The following is a 23437-nucleotide window of genomic DNA, read 5'->3' as shown; positions in this document are numbered from 1 at the left end:
CATCTAAAATCGTTATATTAATCATGTTGTTGATACATTTTTATCAACATTGAAAAGACGCGGAGGGGCGGCTGCCCCTGGAGTGGAATCGTGAAAACGTTAACCGGAAACCCACTGTGTAGCCCAGGCGTCCGCTCCCTGCCAGTTGTCACACTGCGGTTGAGTGGCGTAACGCGCCAGGCGAAAGCGTTGTCCATCGAAGCGCCAGCGCGTCTGTGTACCGCAGTCGCCGAGGGCGCGTCCCTTCTCAAGCGTGATCAGTTCACGTGTATGTTCGTTAAACGTCAAATTCACCAGTTCAATATCACGCCCTTCCTTACCGGAAGGCAGGAACGGCAAACGCAGGCGAATCGGCGTGGTGGCAAACGGCTTTTTGCGCGACGCCAGCCAGGCACGATAGATAGTGTTGTAGGCCCCGGATTCACAGCTGGTCATGATCAGCGCTTTATCGTCACTTAACGCGGTCACCCACACTTCACGCCGCAGCGGATCCAGCGAACACTGCACGTTGTTCATCCGCCAGGTGGCGAAATCGAGCAGGTCGTTGTATTCATCGCGACCGAGCGGCGTCGGCGCAGGGCTAACTTTTGCGACGGTCTTCAGCGGCGGAGCGGGCGGCACGCTCAGCGGCGGCTCGTCGCCTTTACGGATCCACGCGGTTTCATTACCCACGCGTTTCTGTTGGGCATCGATAAACAGCAACGCCGCCTTCAGCCCCTGTAACGACATCACCTGCACGCCCTTCGACAGCGTAATGGCCTGAGCATCCTGAATTTGTTGCAGGAAGGCGTCTATGGTGACGCTATCGCCGGTCGACAGCCATTTCGGCTGTATTTTCCAGTGCTCGCCGCTGAGCTTTAGCTGCTTCCCATCAAGCAGCAACCGAGGTTCGATCGCCGGGACCGCCGCCACCGGGTTAACCAGCCCGCCCAACTCAATACGCAGTTGGGCATCGGTGTGCGCCCCGGCGCTGCGGCTGAGGGTCATCACCAGACCATAGTGCAGGCCAACGTTACGGGTCACACAGAAATTCTGGTTATTACAGGTCACCAACCAGTCGGAAAAAAGCTGCTGCGTCGGCGCCGCCCACGTCAACGACGTCGGGAGCCACCCGATGCAGAAGAAAAAAAGGAGAATGCGGTAACGCATGGACGGTACAACCCCAGAAGAAAAAAGCATCAACTTACCGGGGCTATCCTGGAGGACGAAGCGGTAGCGCTCAATCGGATTTATCGGATTGAGCCGGCCACAAAATTACGCCATCAGGCCTGAACCTTGCAGATACTGGAGTAAAATCACCGTCTTACCATCGCAAATTTCACCAGTGCGAATCATCTCAATTGCACAGGTGAACGGCAGCTCCAGCACATCAATATCTTCATCATCCACGCCGCCGCCCGCGTTATCGCGCAGACGATCGTCGTATTCGGCAATAAAGAAGTGGACGATTTCGGTCACGCCGCCCGGCGACATATACAGCTGAAACACTTTACGCACGTTGTTGACCTGATAGCCGGTCTCTTCGATAGCCTCTTTGCGAATGCACGCTTCCGGCTCGTCGTCGTCGAGCAACCCGGCGCAGGTTTCAATCAGCATGCCGTTGGCATTACCGTTCACCCAGGTGGCGACACGGAACTGACGCACCAGCACCACGCTCTGCTTCTGGCGGTTGTAGAGCAGCACCGTCGCGCCGTTGCCACGGTCGTAAACTTCGCGTTTGTGTTGCACCACTTCGCCATTTTTTTGGGTCAAATCGTAGGTAATATTGCGCAGGACGAAGTAGTTTTCGGACAGGATTTTATCTTTAATAACGTTGATATTAAGGGACATACAGGCTCCACGGCGATAACGCTTTCGCGTCATATTACGCCGTGAAGCCCGGGTATCGTCAATGCGCGCGGGTGATTTTCACGCCTAACCAGTCGAGGATCCCCTGCGCCGCATGACGGCCTTCGGCCATTGCGGTCACCACCAGATCGGCGCCACGCACCGCATCGCCACCAGCGAAAATTTTGGGATTCGAGGTTTGATAACGGTAGCGCGAAAGCACATTGGCGCGAATGCGTCCCCAGTCGTCAACCTCCACGCCCTGCGCGTTCAGCCACGGCATTCCGTGCGGATGGAAACCAAAGGCCATGATGACCGCATCAGCAGGCATCACAAACTCGCTGCCGGGAATCGGCGTCGGACGGCGGCGACCCTGAGCATCCGGCTCACCAAGCTCGGTGCGCAGGAAACGGACGCCGCACACGCGGCCCTCAGCATCCAGCTCCAGTGTGACGGGCTGAACGTTGAACTCAAACTCCGCCCCCTCTTCCTTCGCGTTTTTGACCTCTTTTTTCGACCCAGGCATGTTGGCTTCATCGCGACGATAGGCACAGGTGACCTTTTCCGCACCGTGACGCAGTGCGGTACGCACGCAGTCCATCGCCGTATCGCCACCGCCAAGCACCACCACGTTAAGCCCTTTGGTATTGATATACGGCTCCTCAGGCAACGCCTCGAGTCCCATCACGTTTTTCGTGTTCGCGATCAGGAACGGCAGCGCGTCATACACCCCCGGCGCATCTTCATTCGGCAGGTTCGCCTTCATGGAACGATAGGTGCCCACCCCGACAAACACGGCGTCGTACTCTTCCAGCAACCTGTCCAGGGTGATGTCTTTGCCGATTTCACAGTTCAGCTCAAAGCGAATCCCCATGTCGCTAAAGATTTCACGGCGGCGGGCCATCAGCGATTTATCCAGCTTGAATGCCGGGATGCCGAACGTCAGCAGTCCGCCGATTTCCGGATGGCGGTCAAACACGACCGGCTCCACGCCCTGACGCACCAGAATGTCGGCGCATGCCAGCCCGGCAGGCCCGGCGCCGACAATCGCCACTCGCTTACCGCTGCTGGCGACATTGCCGATATCCGGACGCCAGCCTTTGGCTAGCGCACGGTCGGAGATATAGCGTTCAATATTGCCAATCGTGACCGCGCCGTGCTCATCGCGAATCGTACAGGCGCCTTCGCAAAGGCGATCCTGCGGGCAGACGCGTCCCGTGATTTCCGGCAGCGGGTTGGTCTGATGCGACAGCTCTACCGCCGCGTCAATATCCCCGGCGTTGACCCGTTCGATCCACTGCGGAATATGGTTGTGCAGCGGACAGGTCCATTCGCAAACGCTATGCTCGCCACAGCTCAGGCAGCGTGCGGAAGCCTGTTGCGCCTGTTCGTGACGTAGCGGCAGATAAATTTCGCCGAAGCCGGTTTTACGGGCGGCAAGATTGAGTTTATCCGCTTCACCGCGAGCGGGTGTCTGCGCCATCTGCTGCACCTTGCTACGCTGAATCTTCGCAGCCGCCGCACGACTCTCGCTGTGCCACGGCTGCGCTTCGCGGCAGGCCGTTTGCAGGCGTCGGGTGCGCGCAATATCGCTCAGTTGCTGGCTGGTCATTAGCTGTAGGGCGTCCGCCGGGCAGTTTTCCACACAAGCCGGGCCTGCCGGGCGCTCGTGACAGAGATCGCATTTGTGGGCCGTGGCTTTTACACGCCCATCCTGAGTCGGCGCGAGAACAATTTGCATGGTGCCAAACGGACAGGCAACCGCACAGGATTTACAGCCGATGCACTTCGCCTGGTCGACCTGGATGGCGTCATCGACCTGGCGAATCGCGCCGTTCGGGCAGCTGCGTGCACAGGGGGCATCTTCACAATGATGGCAGGTAGCGGCCCCACGTTGATGGTTCATTTTGACGACCGTGATGCGCGGCATAAACTGCGACGCGTCGAGCACATGTTGCTCTCCGTTATGCGACATCACACAGGCAACTTCACACGCCCTGCATCCAATGCATTGTTGGCTATCTACCCTAATAAAACGGTTCATACTCGCTCAGCCTATGGTTAAAAAACCTTATATTTATAAGTCCTATTTATTAGCCGAGGAATCCCCGTACAGGCAATGTCCATTTGCCCAGAATCGGCGACTATTTGTCAGTAAGCTGTGGCAGATCAAAAAATTTCAGCTTAAATGAAATTACGTTTCAGGGGGCAGAAATCGGCTTGCGTAAGGATATGCAAACCGTTTCGCCAAAGCGGTATGATTATTTACATTATCTTCTTATTTTCTCCACGATTGCCGGGAGCCTTACGGCTACAGTGTTTGACGCAATTCAGTACGTAAAAAAAATGACCAACACGAGGTTCGGATCCTGATGGCGAATTTCTTCATCGATCGCCCCATTTTTGCCTGGGTGCTAGCAATCCTTTTGTGCCTTACCGGGACCCTGGCGATATTTTCATTACCGGTAGAGCAGTACCCAGACCTCGCGCCGCCGAACGTCCGCGTGACCGCCAACTATCCGGGTGCGTCCGCGCAAACGCTGGAAAACACCGTCACCCAGGTTATCGAACAGAACATGACCGGCATCGATAACCTGATGTATATGTCCTCTCAAAGCAGCGCCACCGGCCAGGCGTCAATCACGCTGAGCTTCGTCGCCGGCACCGACCCGGACGAAGCGGTACAGCAGGTACAAAACCAGCTGCAAACGGCAATGAACAAGCTGCCACAGGCGGTGCAGACGCAAGGCGTCACGGTACGTAAAACAGGCGATACCAACATTCTGACCATCGCCTTCGTCTCCACCGACGGCAGCATGGATAAGCAAGATATTTCCGACTATGTCGCCAGTAACATTCAGGACCCGCTCAGTCGCGTTGACGGCGTCGGCGACATTGACGCCTACGGTTCGCAATATTCCATGCGCATCTGGCTGGATCCGGCCAAGCTCAACAGCTATCAGTTAACCGCTTCCGACGTCACCAGCGCCATTAAATCGCAGAACGCGCAGATTGCCGTTGGGCAGCTTGGCGGAACGCCGTCGGTTGATAAGCAGGCGCTGAACGCCACCATTAATGCGCAATCGCTGCTGCAAACGCCACAGCAGTTCCGCGACATCACCCTGCGCGTTAACCAGGACGGCTCAGAAGTGACGCTCGGCGACGTTGCCACCGTTGAAATGGGCGCGGAAAAATATGACTATCTCAGCCGGTATAATCGCAACCCGGCGTCTGGCCTTGGCATCAAACTCGCCTCAGGGGCCAACGAAATGGCGACCGCCGAGCGCGTTATTCAGCGCCTGGACGAGCTAAAAGCCTATTTCCCGCATGGCCTGGAGTATAAAGTCGCCTACGAAACCACTTCCTTCGTCAAAGCATCGATCAAAGACGTGGTGAAAACGCTGCTGGAAGCCATCCTGCTGGTGTTCCTGGTGATGTACCTGTTCCTGCAAAACTTCCGCGCCACGCTGATTCCCACCATCGCCGTACCGGTGGTGCTGATGGGCACCTTCGCCATTCTCTACGCCTGCGGATACAGTATTAACACCCTGACGATGTTCGCCATGGTGCTCGCCATCGGGCTTCTGGTGGATGACGCCATCGTGGTTGTCGAGAACGTCGAGCGTATTATGAGTACCGAGGGGCTGACGCCAAGGCAGGCAACGCGTAAATCGATGGGCCAGATTCAGGGCGCGCTGGTGGGTATCGCGATGGTGCTGTCGGCGGTATTTATCCCGATGGCCTTCTTTGGCGGCACCACCGGGGCTATCTATCGTCAGTTCTCGATTACCATTGTTTCGGCGATGGTGCTGTCGGTACTGGTGGCGATGATTCTGACGCCCGCGCTGTGCGCCACCATTCTCAAACCCATTCATAAAGGCGAAGTGCACGGCACCAAAGGCTTCTTTGGCTGGTTCAACCGTAACTTCGATGCCAGCGCTCGCCGCTATGAGTCCGGCGTGGCGAAAATCCTCCACCGCAGCGTACGCTGGATGCTGATTTATGTGGTGCTGCTGGGCGGCATGGTGTTCCTGTTCCTGCGCCTGCCCTCCTCGTTCCTGCCGCTGGAAGACCGCGGTATGTTTACCACCTCGGTCCAGCTTCCGAGCGGCTCCACTCAGCAGCAAACGCTGAAAGTGGTGGAACAGGTTGAAGACTATTTCTTCAAAAACGAGAAGGACAATATCACCTCCATTTTTGCCACCATCGGTTCCGGCCCGGGTGGTAATGGGCAAAACGTTGCGCGCATGTTTGTACGCCTGAAAGACTGGGACGAGCGTGATAGCACCACTGGCACCTCGTTTGCCATTATCGAGCGCGCAACCAAAGCGCTGAACAAGATTAAAGAGGCGCGCGTCTACGCCAGCAGCCCGCCAGCCATCAGCGGCCTGGGCAGCTCTGCCGGTTTTGATATGGAACTGCAGGATCACGGCGGCGCCGGGCACGATGCGCTGATGGCCGCACGCGATAAGCTGCTGGAGTTGGCAGGACAGAGTCCGCAGCTCACCCGCGTGCGCCACAACGGCCTTGATGACAGCCCGCAGCTGCAGATCGATATCGATCAGCGTAAAGCGCAGGCGCTGGGCGTCTCTATCGACGATATCAACGACACGCTGCAAACCGCGTGGGGTTCGAGCTATGTGAACGACTTTATGGACCGTGGCCGCGTGAAGAAAGTGTACGTGCAGGCCGCCGCGAAGTACCGCATGCTGCCGGATGACATTAATCAGTGGTATGTGCGTAACAACGCGGGTCAGATGGTGCCGTTCTCGGCCTTCGCCACCTCACGCTGGGAAACCGGCTCGCCGCGCCTGGAGCGCTATAACGGTTATTCAGCCGTCGAAATTATCGGTGAAGCCGCGCCGGGCGTCAGTACCGGTACCGCAATGGACGTGATGCAGAATCTGGTCAAACAGCTGCCGACCGGTTTTGGTCTGGAGTGGACAGCAATGTCCTACCAGGAACGGCTCTCCGGCGCGCAGGCTCCTGCGCTATACGCCATTTCACTGCTGGTGGTGTTCCTGTGCCTGGCGGCGCTGTATGAAAGCTGGTCGGTGCCGTTCTCGGTGATGCTGGTGGTACCGCTGGGGGTGATTGGCGCGCTGCTGGCCACCTGGATGCGCGGGCTGGAAAACGACGTTTACTTCCAGGTGGGGCTGCTGACGGTTATCGGGCTCTCGGCGAAGAACGCCATTCTGATTGTTGAATTTGCCAATGAAATGAATGAGAAAGGCGAAGACCTGATGTCGGCGACTCTCGAAGCCTGCCGTCAGCGCCTGCGTCCCATCCTGATGACCTCGCTGGCGTTTATCTTCGGGGTTCTGCCCATGGCATTAACCACCGGCGCGGGTTCCGGCGGCCAGCATGCGGTGGGTACCGGCGTGGTTGGCGGGATGATCTCGGCAACGGTGCTGGCTATCTTCTTCGTACCGCTATTCTTTGTGCTGGTACGTCGTCGATTCCCGCTAAAAGAAAAGCCTGAATAAAAACAGAAAAGGCGACAGTCACTGTCGCCTTTTTATCTTTATGTTGAGCATTGACTCTGTACTGCAAACAACACCATCATGGTAATTGAAAGAACACAGCGCTTAATCACTCACCTGTCTGAAAATTATTTACGAAGCATCACTTCGATAAAATCTTTCCAGTTCCCCAGTTCACGTTCGATCATAACTACCTCTCTTATTATTATGCGTATATTACGTACAAATGTATGACCTGTGAATACGGTTAATCCGATTACTTTGATTGCCGCTGCCAACGATTGTTTACTGCTTAAGGCCACTATGGGCTGGAATGTTGACATTTAATGTGACGAACAGCAACATTCTGAAATAGTTATCAGAATGTGAATCATATGATAAGAATTTACCCTACAACAAAGTGAACAAACTGCGACTTTCGTCGTAGACAGCATGATAAACTGTACGAATTTCAGCCTGTTTATCAGGATAAAATTAAAACAGGCAGCCACGGGAATTCCGTGTATATTCGAGACCCTAAAAAACCTGCTGATATAAAGGTGGAACATGACCATCCTCTATGGAATAAAAAATTGCGACACAATTAAAAAAGCCCGTCGCTGGCTGGACGACCATCAGGTTGAATATCGCTTTCATGATTATCGCGTTGACGGCCTGCCCCCCGAGTTACTGGCATCCTTTATTGCCGAGCTGGGTTGGGAAGCCTTATTGAATACCCGCGGTACCACCTGGCGTAAGCTGGACGAAAGCGTGCGGATGAGCATCAACAATGCCGACGCCGCCGCTGCGCTGATGTTGGAAATGCCGGCGATCATTAAACGCCCATTGCTCTGCGCGCCTGCACAGCCTATGCTGCTGGGTTTTAGTGATGCCAGTTACGGTCAGTGGCTCGCCCAGATGCGCTAATGCCGCCGCCCCGTTTTTGACTTTTTGCAGATAACGAAAAATAACGAGGTTTAGTTTATGTCTTGCCCAGTCATTGAGCTGGCTCAGCAGCTTATTCGCCGCCCGTCTCTCAGCCCCGATGACGCGGGCTGTCAGGCATTAATGATTGAACGCCTGCGCGCTATCGGTTTTACCGTTGAGCCCATGGATTTTGGTGATACCCAGAATTTCTGGGCCTGGCGTGGTAAAGGGGAAACCCTGGCATTTGCAGGCCACACCGATGTGGTGCCGGCTGGTGATGCCGATCGCTGGATTAACCCGCCATTTGAACCAACCATTCGTGATGGCATGCTGTTTGGCCGCGGCGCGGCGGACATGAAAGGCTCGCTGGCTGCGATGGTTGTTGCTGCAGAACGTTTTGTCGCCCAGCACCCGAACCATAAAGGCCGCCTGGCGTTCCTGATCACCTCCGATGAAGAGGCCAGCGCCACCCACGGTACCGTGAAGGTGGTGGAAGCGCTGATGGCGCGCAACGAACGCCTGGATTACTGCCTGGTGGGCGAACCGTCGAGCACCGAAGTGGTGGGTGACGTGGTGAAAAATGGCCGTCGTGGGTCCATGACCTGTAACCTGACCATTCACGGCGTGCAGGGCCACGTGGCCTACCCGCACCTTGCCGATAATCCGGTTCACCGCGCCGCGCCGTGGATGAACGAACTGGTATCTATCGAGTGGGACCAGGGCAACGAATTCTTCCCGCCAACCAGCATGCAAATTGCCAACATCCAGGCGGGTACCGGCAGCAACAACGTCATCCCTGGCGATCTGTTCGTGCAGTTCAACTTCCGCTTCAGCACCGAGCTGACCGACGCGATGATCAAAGAACGTGTGATCGCCCTGCTGGAAAAATACCAACTGCGCTACTCGGTAGACTGGTGGATCTCCGGGCAGCCGTTCCTGACCGCACGCGGCAAGCTGGTCGACGCGGTGGTTAACGCGATTGCGCACTATAATGAAATAGAACCGCAGTTACTGACCACCGGCGGGACGTCAGATGGTCGCTTTATCGCCCAGATGGGCGCGCAGGTTGTTGAGCTGGGTCCGGTGAACGCGACCATTCACAAGATAAACGAATGCGTAAATGCCGCAGACCTGCAGATGCTGGCGCGGATGTATCAGCGTATCATGGAACAACTTGTCGCCTGACGGCACAACAAAAGAGGTAATGCGCATGGATTGGCTGACAAAATACTGGTGGATTCTGGTGCTGGTTTTCCTGGTGGGGGTGATTATCAACGTGATTAAGGATCTTAGTCGCGTCGATCATAAAAAATTCCTTGCCGATAAACCTGAGCTTCCGCCGCATCGTGACTGCAATGATAAGTGGGACGATGACGACGACTGGCCGAAGAAGAACCCGCCGAAGCAATAAATCGCCACATCAGGCTGCCTGATGGCTTACACGTTCCCGGGTAACCGGGAACGCGCGAGACTTACAGCATTTCAATAATATCGTCATCTTTCGGCGTTCCGCCGCTCAATGCCTCATCGAAATAGTGCTTCGGCACGGTATAACGAAGGTGATCGAGTGCGAACTGCATGCTGCGATCGTCAATCGCGTGCCCCAGATCGTCGACAATATCCAGCGTCACATCGCCGCCCGCGGCCAGGAGCGCTTCCTGACCTTTCACCGCCCAGGCTAAATCGATCACCCGGTCTTCTCCACCGTGGATCAGATGGATCGTGGTGCTGGTGGTCGCCTGCTGCGGCAGCGTAGCGTAACGACCATTAAAAGCGATCACGCGTGAAGCCAGACCTGGCTCGGCTTTGATGCTTTCCAGCGACATAATCGCCCCTTGTGAAAAGCCGATCAGCGCGGTGGCCTGCGGGCCTACGCCGCTCTGTTTTTGCCAGTAGCGTACCGTTTCAATAAAGGTCGGCATAATGGCATCAACACGCGCCTGGCGGTTCTCTTCGGTCACGCTTTGCACTGAGAACCACTGACGACCCGGCGCCGGGCCGCACGGCTCTGCGCCGCCAATGCTGACAATCAAGGCATCCGGAAACAGTGGCGCAAACCAGCTGCCGATCTGCCCCATTGAGACCGGATTATCGCCCACGCCATGAAACAACAGCAGCAGCTGTTGAGCGGGCTTCGCGGGGCTTTGAACAACAAAATGATCGTGCGTCATGGCTGTCTCCTTGGTTTTGACGGTCAGTTTACGCCGCACCAGAATAATGACCATGCCATTTAACTGAATGAGTCAGTTAAAAAAATTGCAGTTGTGGGATCTGTTCCGCCAGCCGGTTTGTGCGTTCAGCGTCAACGTTGCGCATCGCCTGCGCCGCTTCTGCACGAAGCCGGGACAGCAGCGCTTTACGCCCCTGCACGCCCAGACGAGCACACAGTTCAGACTCAGCCTCGCCGCACAAACGCCCGCGCAGCGCGGGTATCGCCAGTTCAGTCAACTCGCTCAGCCGGTGCAGGTTCGCCAGCACCGCCAGCATCGGGCGATGGGCAAAGGCAAAACCGGCCAAATCCCACCAGTCATCCTCAGTAAGGATAGTCTCTGTCACTTCCGCCAGAGGCACTTTTTCATCTACCCACCGGCGTAGCCAGCGCCATTCGCGGCACAATCGCTGGTGCTCATGTAACATCAACGCTTCCCCTGCCGCCGTCAGCGGACGAATAGCCATCGCCGCGTAGCAGCCGCTGCTGGCCTCCCGCTGGGTGCCAATACGCACCAGCGTAAAGCCACAGCGCTGCCAGAAGCGCCATAGCGCATCGGTATAACCAAAGCTCACTGAGAGATAATCCCCCCCCTCAGCGTCCTGCCACGCCCGTTCGAGCAGCCGTTGGCCGAGACCTTCGCGCTGGCGTAGCGGATGTATCGCAATGCGGCTGATGCGTCGTCCGATAAGCGTCGCCGCCAGCGGGCTGCCGCCGTGAGCCGCCAGCGATTGCGCCACCAGGTTGCCGCGCGGGCGGCGAAAACCGGCCCACACTGCCCGGCTCAGTTCCGCCGAAAGCCCGCCTTCGTCGACCAGCCACAACGCGCCTGCCGGACCGTCACTGCTTTGAGCGCTCAGAAAATGCTGGCCCGGCGCGTCCATCATACGCCGCAGATCCAGCGGCGAGGTGCGATAATGCGCGCCGGAAAGCAGTTGATAGAGCGCGCGAGGCAGCGCTGGAGACGTTTGCCAGGCTGACTGCGCCACGGGCATCAACGTAACCGCGCCCTGCGGCGTAGTGGTAAAGGCATCATCATCAAAAATCAGCGCCTCGTTCACCACGGCTTCCAGCGGGCATCCGGCCGCCCAGCGAATGGGCTGGCTCAGGGTAAACGCCTGCCGCTGCGGGAACGCGGCGCAAAATTTCAGCAGGAAGCCACGTCCGGTGCCTTCATACCCCTGCACGGTGGTGGTCAACAGCACCCGCGAAAAACGGGTCATCAGCTTTTGCAGCAGCGGGGCCGGAATGGCTGCGGCCTCATCAACCACCAGCCAATCGGCGGTTTCATCAGAGGCCAGCAGCGCATCCGGCGCGATAAAACGAAAGCGCTCGCCGGCAAAGGCAGCAATTACCTCCGCCGAAGCACGGGACGGTGCCGTGACCAGCGCCGTGCCGGAAAGCTGTCGAATGTGCATTCCGGCCAGCGCCGACTTACCACGCCCGCGTTCCGCCGTCACCACACAAACTTGCGCGGTGGCGTTGGCCAGCGCTGACAGAATCGATTGCTGTTCAATGTCGGGCTGGCCGTTAGCCTGCTGCCATGGTGGTCGCGGAGGGTCATTGAGCGGCGTCAGTGGCTCACCTTGATGCCAGATTCTCGCCTGCGGGTTGGCGGCCAGAGTACGGCAAAAATGTTGAACAAAATGGGGGGTGGCGATGGGCTCCGGCGTATCGCTCCAGCGCAGCGAGTCCGCATCGGGTTGCTGAGGCCAGCGTGAGAAGTCCGGCACCAGCAGCACCAGCCAGCTACCGGCACGCAAGGTCCCCGCCAGCGCGGCAAACGCCGACACGTCAAAACCGGCGCGAGCGTCAAAGATGGCGTGCTGGAACTCGCGCCCGAGCAGCGTGACAAGTTTGCCAGGCTGGCAAAAAGGAGGGGCGACGGTCTGCGGGCCCACCCACAGCACGTCGTGTTCGATAGCGTTGCGAAACGCTACTGCCTGCTCTGCGCACCAGTCAGGGTCGCCGCTAACCACCAGCAGACGGCGAATCCCCTCCAGCGCCATTCGCGCGGCCTGCGCGAGCAGCTCATCCATGACCTTCGACATCCCGTTAAAGCGATTTACTGAAGGTATTGCACTGGGACGGGTCGCCGCTATCGAAGCCGCGTTTCAGCCAGGTGTAGCGCTGCTGTGATGTGCCGTGAGTAAAGCTATCGGGTACCACGCGGCCCTGGCTCTGCTGCTGTAAGCGGTCATCGCCAATCGCTTCGGCAGCGTTCAGCGCTTCTTCAAGATCGCCAGCCTCCAGAATCCCCTGTTTTTGCATGTTATGACCCCAGACACCTGCAAAACAGTCGGCCTGAAGCTCCATGCGGACCGACAGGCGGTTCACTTCAGCCTGCGATGCGCCCTGCTGCATCTGACGGACTTTCGGCTCGATGCCGAGCAGTTTCTGGATGTGGTGCCCCACTTCATGCGCAATCACGTAGCCCTGCGCGAAATCGCCGCCTGCGCCGAGTTTGCTTTTCATATCGTCATAGAAAGAGAGGTCGATATAAACCGTGCTATCTGCCGGGCAGTAGAATGGCCCCATTACCGACTGGCCGGTACCGCACCCGGTGCGGGTCGCGCCACGGTACATCACCAGACGCGGCGGCTGATAGGTTTTCCCCATTTCTTTAAACTGCTGCGCCCAGGTGTCTTCAGTGGTGGCAAGGATAACCGAGGTAAACTTTGCCGCTTCATCATCGTTCGGGTTACTGACGCGCTGCGAGCTTTGTTGCTGGCTCTGACCAATGGGCTCGCCGGTCATCAGGCCGGTTAAGTCGACGCCGTAATAGCCCGCAACCAGCACGACAATCAGCAGAATGATACCGCCCTTACCGCTGGGAATACGGAAACCAGGGCCGCGCCCGGAGAGTGGGGATTCAGAACTGTTCCGCCGGTCTTCTACATTGTCGCTTTCACGACGGCCTTGCCAACGCATAACTACCTCGATCTTCTTTTATTGTTACTGATACGATCGTAGGCGGTTACGGGCAGGATTACCACTGGAAATACATCAGGAAGGGAGATGAGCGGGTCAACGCAGCGCCATCGGGCAAGCGACGAACACATTGCCGGATGGCGGCGTCAACGCCTTATCCGGCCTACGCGCAGGCGAGGCCGGGGACGTCGTAACTTAGTCCAGCTTCACGCCTAAACGATGCGCCACTTCTTCGTAGGCTTCGATCAGGCCGCCAAGGCTCTGGCGGAAACGGTCTTTGTCCATTTTATCCATGGTCTTTTTGTCCCACAGACGGCTGCCGTCCGGCGAGAACTCATCGCCCAGCACCACTTCGCCTTTGAACAGACCGAACTCCAGCTTGAAGTCCACGAGAATCAGGCCCGCGTCGTCGAACAGCTTTTTCAGCACGTCGTTCGCTTTGAAGGTCAGTTCCTGCATGCGCGCCAGGTTCTCTTTGCTCACCCAGCCGAAGGTTTCGCAGTAGGATTCGTTAACCATCGGGTCATGCATGGCATCGTTTTTCAGGAACAGGTCGAACAGCGGCGGGTTCAGCTCAATACCTTCTTCGATCCCTAAACGTTTCACCAGCGAACCGGCGGCGCGGTTACGGACAACGCACTCCACCGGCACCATATCCAGCTTTTTCACCAGACATTCGGTATCGGACAACAGCGCTTCCATTTGGGTCGGGATACCCACTTCCGCCAGTTTGCTCATAATGAAATGGTTGAATTTGTTATTCACCATACCTTTACGATCGAACTGCTCAATGCGAGCGCCATCCCCTGCTGACGTATCGTTACGGAATTCGAGTACCAACAGATCCGGATTTTCGGTGCTGTATACGGTTTTCGCTTTACCACGATACAACTCAGCTAGCTTTTGCATCTTTGTCACTCCAGTGATGATTAACCATAAAAATTTGTGCTTTTCTGCTGACGCACACGTTTGCGTCACTATACAGAAAAAAGGGCCGGATTGCTCCAGCCCTGATAAATTACTTACTCAATGCCGCCTGGAATACTGCTACCAGGGCGTCATTTTGCGACTGCGTCAACGTATGACCTTTCGGATCGATGAACTGCAGGCTACTACGGTTATCCAGGTCACCGACCTGAAGCTTGTAGTCACCGGAGACCAGACCCGGATCGCTCGCGCCCAACGCCTGCCAGCTGCTGTCAGACAGCGGCTTATAGGTCACGGCGATGCTGCCCTGAGAACGGGTGCTGTCGGTCACTTTCATGCCCGCTTTTTCCAGCGCGCCCGGCAGACGCTGCCAGACCTGGTTGAACGGTGCGCGCACCACCAGCATTGGCAGACCGGTATCATCAGAAGCGCTCTGTACATCAAAGGTCGCGCCCGCGGAACCGCGAGAAGCCTGTGCGTCGCTGGCGTTCTTATCCAGACCAGCGGAAATCACGTTCAACATTTCAGCGCTATAGCGCTGTAAAGAAGCGCGATCGGCCACCGGTTTGCCCGCCTGTTCCAGGTTAACCAGCTTCACCATCACCGCCTGCTGGTAGCCCTGAGGCTGCACGGAGATTTGATAGCGACCACGATACTGCTGGTCTTCATCAAGGCGATTCCACTCGACCCAGTCCGTCGTCAGCGTTTGGCTAGCATCATCACGTTTGGTGATGGTGTAGTTTTTCCCCTGAATTATGCTGACCACCTGCGGCCACAGAGAGCCGCTACGGCTATTTTCCACCAGCAGCGTGGCGGTGTCGCCCGTAAACTGGGTACGCGCACCAGCGACCAGCGCCAACGGCTGAGCCGGCGGACGGATATCCAGCGCTTTACCGACGGCACCGCTGCCATTGGCGACAGGAATGTTGTAGTCGCCATTTTCGATCGGCAGGATCATGCCCGCAGGGGCGTGAAGTTCACTTAACGGCGTAGCGTCCAGATAGGACTCATCGCCGCTCACCTGGCGCTTATAACGCGAGTCGGAACTACAGGCCGCAAGCAGTAAAACCAGCGATACACCCGCAACCTTGGCCAGGCGCGACTTCTGTACTGAGTAAGCCATCAAATCTCCCTAAACTTTACAGCAAACCGGCATGCTTCAGTGCGGATGCCACCACGTCACGACCGTGGTCGGTAATCGGTGTCATCGGCAAGCGCATGGTGTCGGTCGCCACAAGCCCCAATTCCTTACATGCCCATTTCACCGGGATAGGATTGGGTTCGACAAATAATTTATTGTGCAGCGGCATCAAACGCTGGTTGATGATGCGCGCCTGCGCGAACTCTCCAGCTGCGGACAGTCTGCACATTTCCGCCATATCACGCGCCGCGACGTTCGCCGTTACCGAAATAACGCCTTGACCGCCGAGCTGCATGAAGTCCAGACCGGTTGCATCATCACCGCTGAGCAGGATGAAATCGTCTGAAACCAGCTCTTTGATCTGATGAACACGGCTTAAGTTCCCCGTGGCTTCCTTAATCGCGATAATATTTTTAATTTTCGCCAGGCGACCTACGGTTTCCGGCAGCATATCGCAGCCGGTACGGGACGGCACATTATACAGGATTTGCGGCAGGTCAGTATGCTCGGCAATCGCTTTAAAGTGCTGGAACAGACCTTCCTGGGTAGGACGGTTGTAGTATGGGGTAACGGTCAGGCAGCCAACGACGCCGCTGTCGTTGAAACGCTGGGTCAGGCTAATCGCCTCTGCGGTTGCATTTGCCCCCGTTCCTGCGATAACCGGAATACGGCCATCGGCCAGTTCCAGGGTGGTTAAGACCACATCGCCATGCTCTTCGTGGCTAAGCGTTGCTGACTCGCCGGTAGTCCCTACCGACACAATCGCCGAGGTTCCGTTGGCGACATGGTAATCAATCAGTTTTTTCAGGCTTGAACGGTCGACATTACCTTTTTCATCCATCGGCGTGACAAGCGCTACAATACTTCCCGTGAACATGGGCCATCCTCTGTGCTGACGTGCGGACATGAAACTCAATGGTACGTTTGGTACTGTAATAAAAGCAAGAGACTGAGGCCCTTCAGAATGTTGTATGCCGGTTTTTTTTATGCTTTCCTAGGGTATACCGCACCTTTTTAAAGGAAGAACAGGTTTGACAGCCTCATTACAACACTATCTGGTCATAACAGCCCTGGGCGCGGATCGCCCTGGCATTGTCAATACGATCACTCGTCACGTGAGCAGCTGCGGCTGTAATATCGAAGACAGTCGGTTGGCGATGCTGGGAGATGAATTCACTTTTATTATGCTGCTGTCCGGAACATGGAATGCGATTACGCTGATTGAGTCCACCTTACCGCTGAAAGGTGCGGAGCTGGACCTGCTGATCGTCATGAAACGTACCACCGCCAGCCCGCGTCCGGCAATGCCGGCTACCGTGTGGGTACAGGTGGAAGTTCCTGATTCACCGCATATTATCGAGCGTTTTACTGCCCTGTTCGACAGCTGGGAGATGAACATTGCCGAGCTGGTGTCGCGTACCCAACCGGGCTCCGATGAAGGGGCGGCGCAGTTGTTTATTCAAATTACCGCCCACAGCCCGGCTACGCAAAATGCATCAAATATTGAGCAAGCGTTCAAAGCCCTATGTACAGAATTGAAAGCGCAAGGCAGTATAAACGTGATTAATTATTCACAGCATGATGAACAGGATGGAGCTGAGTAATGAACCCACTGAAAGCCGGTGATATCGCACCGAAATTTAGTTTGCCCGATCAAGACGGCGAGCAAGTAAATTTGACCGACTTCCAGGGACAACGTGTTCTGGTCTATTTTTACCCGAAAGCGATGACCCCTGGCTGCACCGTGCAGGCATGCGGCCTTCGCGATAATATGGACGAGCTGAAAAAAGCTGGCGTTGAGGTTCTGGGTATCAGCACCGATAAACCGGAAAAACTCTCCCGCTTCTCTGAAAAAGAGCTGCTGAACTTCACCCTGCTTTCCGATGAAGATCACCAGGTCTGTGAACAATTTGGCATCTGGGGTGAGAAAACCTTCATGGGGAAAACCTATGACGGCATTCACCGCATCAGTTTCCTGATTGACGCCGACGGTAAAATTGAACACGTCTTCGATGATTTCAAGACCAGCAACCACCATGACGTGGTACTGGGCTGGCTACAGGCTAACGCCTGATCGCCACCGCCTCACGGCGCCGGTTCTCCGGCGCCTTCTTTTTGTGAGCAAGCTCACATCGCATTTTCCCTTCCGACACTAGTGCCGAATCTTCGCCGCCCTCTTTCTCCCGACATCATCACTTTTGTTCGGATTCAGGCGAGAAAAACACATATATCATTGATTTAAAACAACTTTAAAGATTGGCATTACTTATGCATTAGGCGATGCAGATTCCGCTTTTGTCTCAAGGAAATGTCATGAATCGCTTTGTGATTGCCGACCCGCAATGGTGCATCGGGTGCAATACCTGTCTTGCCGCCTGCGCAGACGCGCATAAAACGCAGGGGCTACAACAGCATCCGCGGCTTGCCCTGGCGCGTACCGCCACGCAGACCGCGCCCATTCTCTGTCGCCACTGCGAAGACGCGCCCTGCCAGCATGTCTGCCCGGTGAGCGCTATCAGCGTCGTTGATAGCGCCGTGCAGCTCAACGAGAGCCTGTGCATCGGCTGCAAACTTTGCGCGCTGGTCTGCCCGTTTGGCGCGATTACGCCCTCCGGCAGCCAGCCGGTAAGTACCCCAGCCCACTTCCAGCATCAGCCTGCTACGCCGCTGCACAATACGGTAGAAAGCGCGCCCGAGCTTCATCCTCTGCTGCGCTGGGATGTCGGTATCAAAGCCGTCGCCGTGAAGTGCGATCTTTGCTATTTCCTGCCCGCCGGTCCGGCCTGCGTACAGGCCTGCGCCACTCAGGCGCTGCACCTTGTCACCGAAGCGTCGTTACAGCAGCGGGCGAAACAACAGCAGCGGCTCGCGGCAGAGTCGCTCCCCTCCCTTTCCCCTCTCCAGGATCAACGTTAATGGATGCCCTACAACTCCTGTTATGTTCCCTGACGCTGTACGTGGCAGGCGGCCTGGCCTCATTGCTGCTTTCCAGCCGAGAAGCGCTGGCCATCAAGGCCGCGGGCATCGCGGCCCTGTTGGGCGGCCTGGCGGGCAGCGCCAGCGCCGTTAGCCAGCTCAATGACGGCGCCACCCTTTTCTGGCGCGTATCAACCCCGTTTGCATTCGCCGACCTGAGCGTGCGGATGGACAGCCTCAGCGCGTTTATGGTGCTGGTTATCTCGCTGCTGGTCAGCGTCTGCGCACTCTATTCGCTGGCCTATATGCGTGAATACCTCGGAAAGGGGGCGGCGGCGATGGGGTTCTTTATGAACCTGTTTATCGCTTCAATGGTCGGCCTGCTGGTCATGGACAATGCGTTCTGGTTTATCGTGCTGTTCGAAATGATGTCCCTGGCCTCATGGTTTTTAGTCATCGCCGAGCAAAACGACGAGTCGCTGCACGCCGGGATGCTCTACTTTTTTATCGCCCACGCCGGTTCCGTCCTGATCATGATCGCCTTTTTCCTGCTCTGGCGAGAAAGCGGCAGTCTCAATTTCAGTAGCTTCCGCCCGCTGACGCTCTCCCCGGCGCTCTCTTCCGCGGTGTTCTTGCTGGCCTTTCTCGGTTTTGGCGCCAAGGCGGGAATGCTGCCGCTGCACAGCTGGCTGCCGCGCGCACACCCGGCAGCGCCCTCGCACGCATCGGCATTGATGTCCGGCGTGATGGTGAAAATCGGTATTTTCGGCATGCTGAAAGTGGCGATCGACCTGCTGTCCCATAGCGGTATTTTGCTGTGGTGGGGGGTACTGGTGCTGGCTGTCGGCGCCATATCGGCGGTTATTGGCGTACTGTACGCGCTGGCCGAGCGCGACATAAAACGCCTGCTGGCGTGGAGTACGGTGGAAAATGTCGGCATTATCCTGCTCGGCGTCGGCGTCGGCCTGATCGGCCTGGCGCTGCATCAGCCGGTACTTGCCGCCGTTGGCCTGCTGAGCGCGCTCTTTCATGTGCTCAACCACGCGCTGTTTAAAGGACTGCTGTTCCTCGGCGCCGGGGCGATTATCTGGCGGATGCACACTCGCGATATGGACCAGATGGGCGCACTGGCGAAGCGAATGCCGTGGACCGCGGGAGCATTCGCCATCGGCTGCCTGGCGGTCTCCGCGATGCCGCCGCTGAACGGTTTTGTCAGCGAGTGGTATATCTATCAATCGCTGTTCGCCATGACCCATTTCAGCGATGTGGCGCTGCGCCTTGCCGGACCTGTCGCTATCGTCACGCTGGCGCTGGCCGGCGCGCTGGCGGCCATGTGCTTCGTCAACGTCTATGGCATCAGCTTCTGCGGCGCAGCGCGTAGCGAAGCGGCGGAACGGGCGCGCGAAGTTCCGTGGCCGATGGTCGCCGCCATGTTGATATTGGCCGCGCTTTGCGTCCTCAGCGGCGTCGGCGCGGTCTGGATTGCCCCCCAGATAATGCAGATTGTCGCCTCGCTTATTGCGACAGCCACGCCGCCCGCCGCGCAGGGCGCCGCGCTGATACCCGGCGGCTTGCACGATACCCTGCTGACGCCTTCGCTCATTCTTCTGCTACTTATCGCACTGCCCCTCATTCCCGGCGTGTTCTGGCTGATAAACCGCCCGAGCCGGGGCACGTTTCGTCGCGGCGGCGATGCGTGGGCCTGCGGCTACGGCTGGGAGAGCGCGATGGCGCCCTCAGCCAGCAGCGTTACCCAGCCGTTGCGGGTGATGTTCTCCACGCTTTATCAACTGCGTCAACGCTGCGATCCGGCCCCGACGATGTCTCGCGGACTGGCGCACGCAACGTCAGCGGCACGGCGCGCCGAGCCGTTCTGGGACGAGCGCATTATTCGCCCGACCGTTGGTCTGACGCAGCGGCTGGCGCTGATCGTTCAGCATCTTCAAAGCGGCGATTTCCGACTCTATTGCCTGTATGTGATCGCCGCGCTGCTGATCCTGCTACTGACCATTGGCGTCTGAGGATATGACGATGACCCACACTCTTTCCACCGGATGCCTGCTGCTTATGGCGCTGATTCAGGCGGTGATACTGTTGGCGCTCACGCCTTTTTTCACCGGCGTCTCGCGCCAGATTCGCGCCCGAATGCACTCCCGTCAGGGGCCCGGCATCTGGCAGGACTACCGGGATATCAGCAAGCTGCTGAAACGTCAGGAGGTTGCCCCCGCCTCTTCCGGGCTGATGTTCCGCCTGATGCCCTGGGTGCTGCTCAGCAGCATGCTGGTAGTGGCGACGACGTTGCCGCTTTTTGTCCGCGCCTCGCTGTTCACCGGCGGCGGCGACCTGATCACCCTGATTTACCTGCTGGCGCTATTTCGCTTTTTCTTCGCCCTCTCAGGGCTGGACACCGGCAGCCCGTTTGCCGGACTCGGCGCCAGCCGCGAGTTAACGCTGGGCGTGCTGGTCGAACCGGTGCTCATCCTTGCCCTTCTGGTGCTGGCGCTGATCGCGGGCTCAACCCATATCGCCATCATCAGCAACGCGCTGGCAAACGGCTGGGTTTCGCCTGTCGCAACGCTGCTGGCGCTACTGGCCTGTGGGTTCGCCTGCTTTATCGAAATGGGCAAAATCCCCTTTGACGTCGCGGAAGCGGAGCAGGAGCTACAGGAAGGGCCGCTGACAGAATACTCCGGCGCCGGGCTGGCGCTGGTGAAGTGGGGGCTGGGGCTCAAACAGGTGGTGATGGCCTCGTTATTTATCGCCCTCTTTTTCCCCTTCGGCAGCGCCGTCACGCTCAGCGTCGGCAGCCTGTTGCTGTCGCTGGTCGTGACGCTGCTGAAGGTGCTGGTGCTGTTTGCGCTGGCCTCGGTGGTGGAAAACGCCCTTGCCCGCGGCCGCTTTTTGCTGACCCACCATCTGACCTGGCTCGGTTTTAGCCTGGCCGCCCTGTCGTATGTTTTCTGGCTAACCGGTCTGTAAGGAGCACCGTTACACTATGGAAAATCTTGCTTTAACGACGCTGCTACTGCCGTTTATCGGCGCGCTGGTCGTGTCGTTGGCCCCGCAGAAGCAGGCAGCCAGGCTGGGCACGCTGTTTGCCGGGTTAGCGACCCTCGCGATGCTGGCGCTCAACGCCGCGTTTTATTGCAGCGGCAAAACGGCCACGCTAATTCCCCTCGCCAGCATTGGCGATACCGCGCTGTTCGGTTTCGTTATCGATCGCGTCAGCACGCTGATTCTGTTCGTCGTCGTGTTCCTCGGTCTGCTGGTCGCGCTGTACTCCACCGGCTACCTCACCGCGCAAAACCGCGAGCATCCGCACGATGGCGGCAATCGCTATTACGCCTTTCTGCTGATCTTTATCGGCGCGATGTCCGGGCTGGTGCTCTCGGCCACAATCCTCGGCCAGCTGCTGTTTTTTGAAATCACCGGCGGCTGTTCATGGGCGTTGATTAGCTACTACCAAAGCGAGAAGGCGCAGCGTTCGGCGCTAAAGGCGCTGCTGATTACCCATCTTGCTTCTCTGGGGCTGTACCTTGCCGCCGCCACGCTGTTTTTACAAACCGGCACCTTTGCGCTCAGCGCCATGAGCCAGCTACAGGGCGACGCCCGCTATCTGGTCTATGGCGGTATTCTGTTCGCCGCGTGGGGAAAATCAGCCCAACTGCCGCTCCAGGCGTGGCTGCCGGATGCAATGGAAGCGCCGACGCCGGTCAGCGCCTATCTGCATGCCGCGTCGATGGTTAAAGTGGGCGTCTACATTTTCGCCCGCGCCATTCTCGACGGCGGTAACGTGCCGACGGCGATCGGCTGGGTTGGCGTCATTATGGCGCTGGTCACGATGATTTACGGCTTCCTGATGTATCTACCACAGCAGGATATGAAGCGGCTGCTGGCCTGGTCAACAATCACCCAGCTGGCCTACATTTTTCTGGCGCTATCGCTCTCCGTTTTCGGCTCCCCCCTCGCGTTCAGCGGCGGCATCGCCTACATCGTCAACCACGCCTTCGCCAAAAGTCTGTTTTTCCTCGTCGCAGGCGCGCTGAGCTACAGCTGCGGCACACGGCTGCTGCCTCGGCTGCGCGGGGTGCTCACCACTCTGCCGTTGGTTGGCGTCGGCTTCTGCGTGGCGGCGCTGGCGATAAGCGGCGTGCCGCCATTCAACGGTTTCTTTAGCAAATACCCGCTCTTCGCCGCCGGTTTTGCCCTCTCCAGCCAGCACTGGCTGCTGCTGCCCATCATGGTGCTGGCGCTGATCGAATCCGTGGCCAGCTTCGGCTGGCTGATCTACTGGTTTGGTCGGGTGGTGCCGGGCAAAGCGAGCGAAGAGGTCGTTCACGCCGCGCCCCTGCCGCTGTCGATGCGCCTGGTGCTGCTTGTCTTAATCGTGATGTCGCTGGTTTCCAGCGTCATCGCCGCCAGCTGGCTTCAATAAGGAGGTGAAAAATGACCGGAATATGGCTAACCAACAATCTGGCCGGGCTAATGATGTTGACCTCGCTGCTGGTGATCTGCGCGAAACCCTATCACCTCTCCTGCGCGCTATACGCCGTGCAATCGCTGGTGCTGGTAACCCTCTTTTTCACCCTGTCGCAGGTCTTCGCCGCCGAGCAGTTGATGATGTGGGCCTTCAGCGCCCTGCTTACCAAGGTGGTGCTGGTGCCGCTGATTATGGGCTATGCATTGCGAAAAATGGCGCCCGTACGCGCTGAACAGACGCTTTTCAGCCCGGTGACGATGGCGCTGCTGGCAGCGCTGATCGTTTTACTGTGCGCTTTTGTCGTGCAGCCTGTTCGCCTGCCAATGGCCGCCGCGCTAAAACCGGCGCTGGCGGTGGCGCTGGGGCATTTTCTGCTGGGGCTGCTGTGCATCATCAGCCAGCGCAACATCCTGCGGCAGATTTTTGGCTACTGCCTGATGGAAAACGGCTCGCATCTGGTGCTGGCGCTGCTCGCCTGGCGCGCACCTGAGCTGGTGGAAATCGGTATTGCGACCGATGCCATTTTCGCCGTCGTGGTGATGGTGGTGCTGGCAAGAAAAATAGGGCGCACTCACGGCACGCTGGACGCCAACGACCTGACTGCGCTGAAGGGATAA

The 23437-nt window shown here is 57.6% G+C and carries 21 protein-coding genes; 11 read left to right on the top strand and 10 right to left on the bottom strand.

The window, feature by feature from the left end; genetic code table 11:
* Positions 1 to 99: 99 nt before the first annotated feature.
* From ACW14G_RS01630 to aegA, 3 genes are all read right to left on the bottom strand, one after another.
* Complete coding sequence (locus tag ACW14G_RS01630; RefSeq protein ID WP_249023297.1) at positions 100 to 1149, bottom strand: DUF1176 domain-containing protein; 1050 nt, start codon at positions 1147 to 1149, stop codon at positions 100 to 102.
* 105 nt (positions 1150 to 1254) lie between these two features.
* Positions 1255 to 1830 (bottom strand): GDP-mannose pyrophosphatase NudK, encoded by a 576-nt coding sequence (gene nudK / locus ACW14G_RS01625; RefSeq protein ID WP_249022924.1) that lies wholly within the window; start codon positions 1828 to 1830, stop codon positions 1255 to 1257.
* Positions 1831 to 1888: 58 nt separating this feature from the next.
* Positions 1889 to 3871, bottom strand: a complete 1983-nt coding sequence (aegA, locus tag ACW14G_RS01620) for a formate-dependent uric acid utilization protein AegA (RefSeq protein WP_419058338.1) — start codon at positions 3869 to 3871, stop codon at positions 1889 to 1891.
* Positions 3872 to 4199: 328 nt separating this feature from the next.
* On the opposite strand from aegA, the gene acrD reads away from it, so the two are divergent.
* Positions 4200 to 7313, top strand: a complete 3114-nt coding sequence (acrD, locus tag ACW14G_RS01615; RefSeq protein ID WP_163446126.1) for a multidrug efflux RND transporter permease AcrD — start codon at positions 4200 to 4202, stop codon at positions 7311 to 7313.
* Positions 7314 to 7438: 125 nt separating this feature from the next.
* Here acrD and ypfM read toward each other — a convergent pair whose 3' ends face one another.
* Entirely contained in the window at positions 7439 to 7498 is a 60-nt protein-coding gene (ypfM, locus tag ACW14G_RS01610; RefSeq protein ID WP_001386977.1) for a protein YpfM, read from the bottom strand.
* A gap of 358 nt (positions 7499 to 7856) precedes the next feature.
* On the opposite strand from ypfM, the gene ACW14G_RS01605 reads away from it, so the two are divergent.
* From ACW14G_RS01605 to ACW14G_RS01595, 3 genes are read left to right on the top strand one after another with little or no spacing between them, the layout of a single operon-like run.
* Positions 7857 to 8216: an ArsC family reductase gene (locus ACW14G_RS01605; RefSeq protein WP_249022922.1), complete on the top strand. Its 360-nt coding sequence runs from the start codon at positions 7857 to 7859 to the stop codon at positions 8214 to 8216.
* Positions 8217 to 8273: 57 nt separating this feature from the next.
* Positions 8274 to 9401, top strand: coding sequence for a succinyl-diaminopimelate desuccinylase (gene dapE, locus ACW14G_RS01600; protein ID WP_064543643.1), 1128 nt, complete (start codon positions 8274 to 8276; stop codon positions 9399 to 9401).
* Positions 9402 to 9426: 25 nt separating this feature from the next.
* Positions 9427 to 9627, top strand: a complete 201-nt coding sequence (locus ACW14G_RS01595; protein ID WP_163446594.1) for a YpfN family protein — start codon at positions 9427 to 9429, stop codon at positions 9625 to 9627.
* A 61-nt stretch (positions 9628 to 9688) separates the two neighbouring features.
* Here the strand turns inward: ACW14G_RS01595 and ypfH are convergent, their stop codons facing one another.
* From ypfH to dapA, 6 genes are all read right to left on the bottom strand, one after another.
* Positions 9689 to 10387, bottom strand: a complete 699-nt coding sequence (ypfH, locus tag ACW14G_RS01590; RefSeq protein WP_223803099.1) for an esterase — start codon at positions 10385 to 10387, stop codon at positions 9689 to 9691.
* Between the two features lie 76 nt (positions 10388 to 10463).
* On the bottom strand, positions 10464 to 12464 hold the full coding sequence (locus ACW14G_RS01585) for a tRNA(Met) cytidine acetyltransferase TmcA (RefSeq protein ID WP_283164040.1): 2001 nt from the start codon (positions 12462 to 12464) through the stop codon (positions 10464 to 10466).
* 16 nt (positions 12465 to 12480) lie between these two features.
* Entirely contained in the window at positions 12481 to 13356 is an 876-nt protein-coding gene (ypfJ, locus tag ACW14G_RS01580) for a KPN_02809 family neutral zinc metallopeptidase (RefSeq protein ID WP_064543639.1), read from the bottom strand.
* A gap of 195 nt (positions 13357 to 13551) precedes the next feature.
* Positions 13552 to 14265, bottom strand: a complete 714-nt coding sequence (gene purC / locus ACW14G_RS01575; RefSeq protein WP_455648424.1) for a phosphoribosylaminoimidazolesuccinocarboxamide synthase — start codon at positions 14263 to 14265, stop codon at positions 13552 to 13554.
* 109 nt (positions 14266 to 14374) lie between these two features.
* Positions 14375 to 15406, bottom strand: a complete 1032-nt coding sequence (gene bamC / locus ACW14G_RS01570; RefSeq protein WP_064543637.1) for an outer membrane protein assembly factor BamC — start codon at positions 15404 to 15406, stop codon at positions 14375 to 14377.
* 16 nt (positions 15407 to 15422) lie between these two features.
* Complete coding sequence (gene dapA, locus ACW14G_RS01565; RefSeq protein ID WP_163446591.1) at positions 15423 to 16301, bottom strand: 4-hydroxy-tetrahydrodipicolinate synthase; 879 nt, start codon at positions 16299 to 16301, stop codon at positions 15423 to 15425.
* 154 nt (positions 16302 to 16455) lie between these two features.
* Here dapA and ACW14G_RS01560 point away from each other — a divergent pair, with 154 nt between their 5' ends.
* From ACW14G_RS01560 to hyfE, 7 genes are all read left to right on the top strand, one after another.
* Positions 16456 to 17028, top strand: a complete 573-nt coding sequence (locus tag ACW14G_RS01560) for a glycine cleavage system transcriptional repressor (RefSeq protein WP_065355889.1) — start codon at positions 16456 to 16458, stop codon at positions 17026 to 17028.
* Positions 17028 to 17498 carry a thioredoxin-dependent thiol peroxidase gene (bcp, locus tag ACW14G_RS01555; protein WP_064543632.1) on the top strand — a complete coding sequence of 157 codons (471 nt, stop codon included), beginning with the start codon at positions 17028 to 17030 and terminating at the stop codon, positions 17496 to 17498. The genes ACW14G_RS01560 and bcp overlap by 1 nt, the downstream gene beginning before the upstream one ends.
* Before the next feature lie 239 nt (positions 17499 to 17737).
* On the top strand, positions 17738 to 18340 hold the full coding sequence (locus tag ACW14G_RS01550) for a 4Fe-4S dicluster domain-containing protein (protein WP_249022920.1): 603 nt from the start codon (positions 17738 to 17740) through the stop codon (positions 18338 to 18340).
* Entirely contained in the window at positions 18340 to 20361 is a 2022-nt protein-coding gene (gene hyfB, locus ACW14G_RS01545) for a hydrogenase 4 subunit B (RefSeq protein ID WP_249022919.1), read from the top strand. Before ACW14G_RS01550 ends, hyfB begins: the two co-directional genes overlap by 1 nt.
* A gap of 10 nt (positions 20362 to 20371) precedes the next feature.
* On the top strand, positions 20372 to 21319 hold the full coding sequence (locus tag ACW14G_RS01540) for a respiratory chain complex I subunit 1 family protein (protein ID WP_249022918.1): 948 nt from the start codon (positions 20372 to 20374) through the stop codon (positions 21317 to 21319).
* Positions 21320 to 21335: 16 nt separating this feature from the next.
* Positions 21336 to 22775 (top strand): hydrogenase 4 subunit D, encoded by a 1440-nt coding sequence (locus tag ACW14G_RS01535; RefSeq protein WP_249022917.1) that lies wholly within the window; start codon positions 21336 to 21338, stop codon positions 22773 to 22775.
* 11 nt (positions 22776 to 22786) lie between these two features.
* Positions 22787 to 23437 carry a hydrogenase 4 membrane subunit gene (gene hyfE, locus ACW14G_RS01530; protein ID WP_249022916.1) on the top strand — a complete coding sequence of 217 codons (651 nt, stop codon included), beginning with the start codon at positions 22787 to 22789 and terminating at the stop codon, positions 23435 to 23437.

The organism is Kluyvera sp., from assembly GCF_965301105.1.
The sequence above is the reverse complement of the archived record's forward strand: the minus strand, read 5'-3'. Positions and strand labels throughout refer to the sequence as shown.

What these genes read in the sequence shown, in the direction of transcription:
- aegA (WP_419058338.1), bottom strand. Translation starts at nt 3,871, where the DNA reads ATGAACCGTTTTATTAGGGTAGATAGCCAACAATGCATTGGATGCAGG.
- ACW14G_RS01585 (WP_283164040.1), bottom strand. Translation starts at nt 12,464, where the DNA reads ATGGATGAGCTGCTCGCGCAGGCCGCGCGAATGGCGCTGGAGGGGATT.
- dapA (WP_163446591.1), bottom strand. Translation starts at nt 16,301, where the DNA reads ATGTTCACGGGAAGTATTGTAGCGCTTGTCACGCCGATGGATGAAAAA.
- dapE (WP_064543643.1), top strand. Translation starts at nt 8,274, where the DNA reads ATGTCTTGCCCAGTCATTGAGCTGGCTCAGCAGCTTATTCGCCGCCCG.
- ACW14G_RS01630 (WP_249023297.1), bottom strand. Translation starts at nt 1,149, where the DNA reads ATGCGTTACCGCATTCTCCTTTTTTTCTTCTGCATCGGGTGGCTCCCG.
- hyfE (WP_249022916.1), top strand. Translation starts at nt 22,787, where the DNA reads ATGACCGGAATATGGCTAACCAACAATCTGGCCGGGCTAATGATGTTG.
- hyfB (WP_249022919.1), top strand. Translation starts at nt 18,340, where the DNA reads ATGGATGCCCTACAACTCCTGTTATGTTCCCTGACGCTGTACGTGGCA.
- ACW14G_RS01550 (WP_249022920.1), top strand. Translation starts at nt 17,738, where the DNA reads ATGAATCGCTTTGTGATTGCCGACCCGCAATGGTGCATCGGGTGCAAT.
- ACW14G_RS01540 (WP_249022918.1), top strand. Translation starts at nt 20,372, where the DNA reads ATGACCCACACTCTTTCCACCGGATGCCTGCTGCTTATGGCGCTGATT.
- ACW14G_RS01595 (WP_163446594.1), top strand. Translation starts at nt 9,427, where the DNA reads ATGGATTGGCTGACAAAATACTGGTGGATTCTGGTGCTGGTTTTCCTG.
- ypfH (WP_223803099.1), bottom strand. Translation starts at nt 10,387, where the DNA reads ATGACGCACGATCATTTTGTTGTTCAAAGCCCCGCGAAGCCCGCTCAA.
- purC (WP_455648424.1), bottom strand. Translation starts at nt 14,265, where the DNA reads ATGCAAAAGCTAGCTGAGTTGTATCGTGGTAAAGCGAAAACCGTATAC.
- bcp (WP_064543632.1), top strand. Translation starts at nt 17,028, where the DNA reads ATGAACCCACTGAAAGCCGGTGATATCGCACCGAAATTTAGTTTGCCC.
- ACW14G_RS01605 (WP_249022922.1), top strand. Translation starts at nt 7,857, where the DNA reads ATGACCATCCTCTATGGAATAAAAAATTGCGACACAATTAAAAAAGCC.
- nudK (WP_249022924.1), bottom strand. Translation starts at nt 1,830, where the DNA reads ATGTCCCTTAATATCAACGTTATTAAAGATAAAATCCTGTCCGAAAAC.
- ypfJ (WP_064543639.1), bottom strand. Translation starts at nt 13,356, where the DNA reads ATGCGTTGGCAAGGCCGTCGTGAAAGCGACAATGTAGAAGACCGGCGG.
- ACW14G_RS01535 (WP_249022917.1), top strand. Translation starts at nt 21,336, where the DNA reads ATGGAAAATCTTGCTTTAACGACGCTGCTACTGCCGTTTATCGGCGCG.
- bamC (WP_064543637.1), bottom strand. Translation starts at nt 15,406, where the DNA reads ATGGCTTACTCAGTACAGAAGTCGCGCCTGGCCAAGGTTGCGGGTGTA.
- acrD (WP_163446126.1), top strand. Translation starts at nt 4,200, where the DNA reads ATGGCGAATTTCTTCATCGATCGCCCCATTTTTGCCTGGGTGCTAGCA.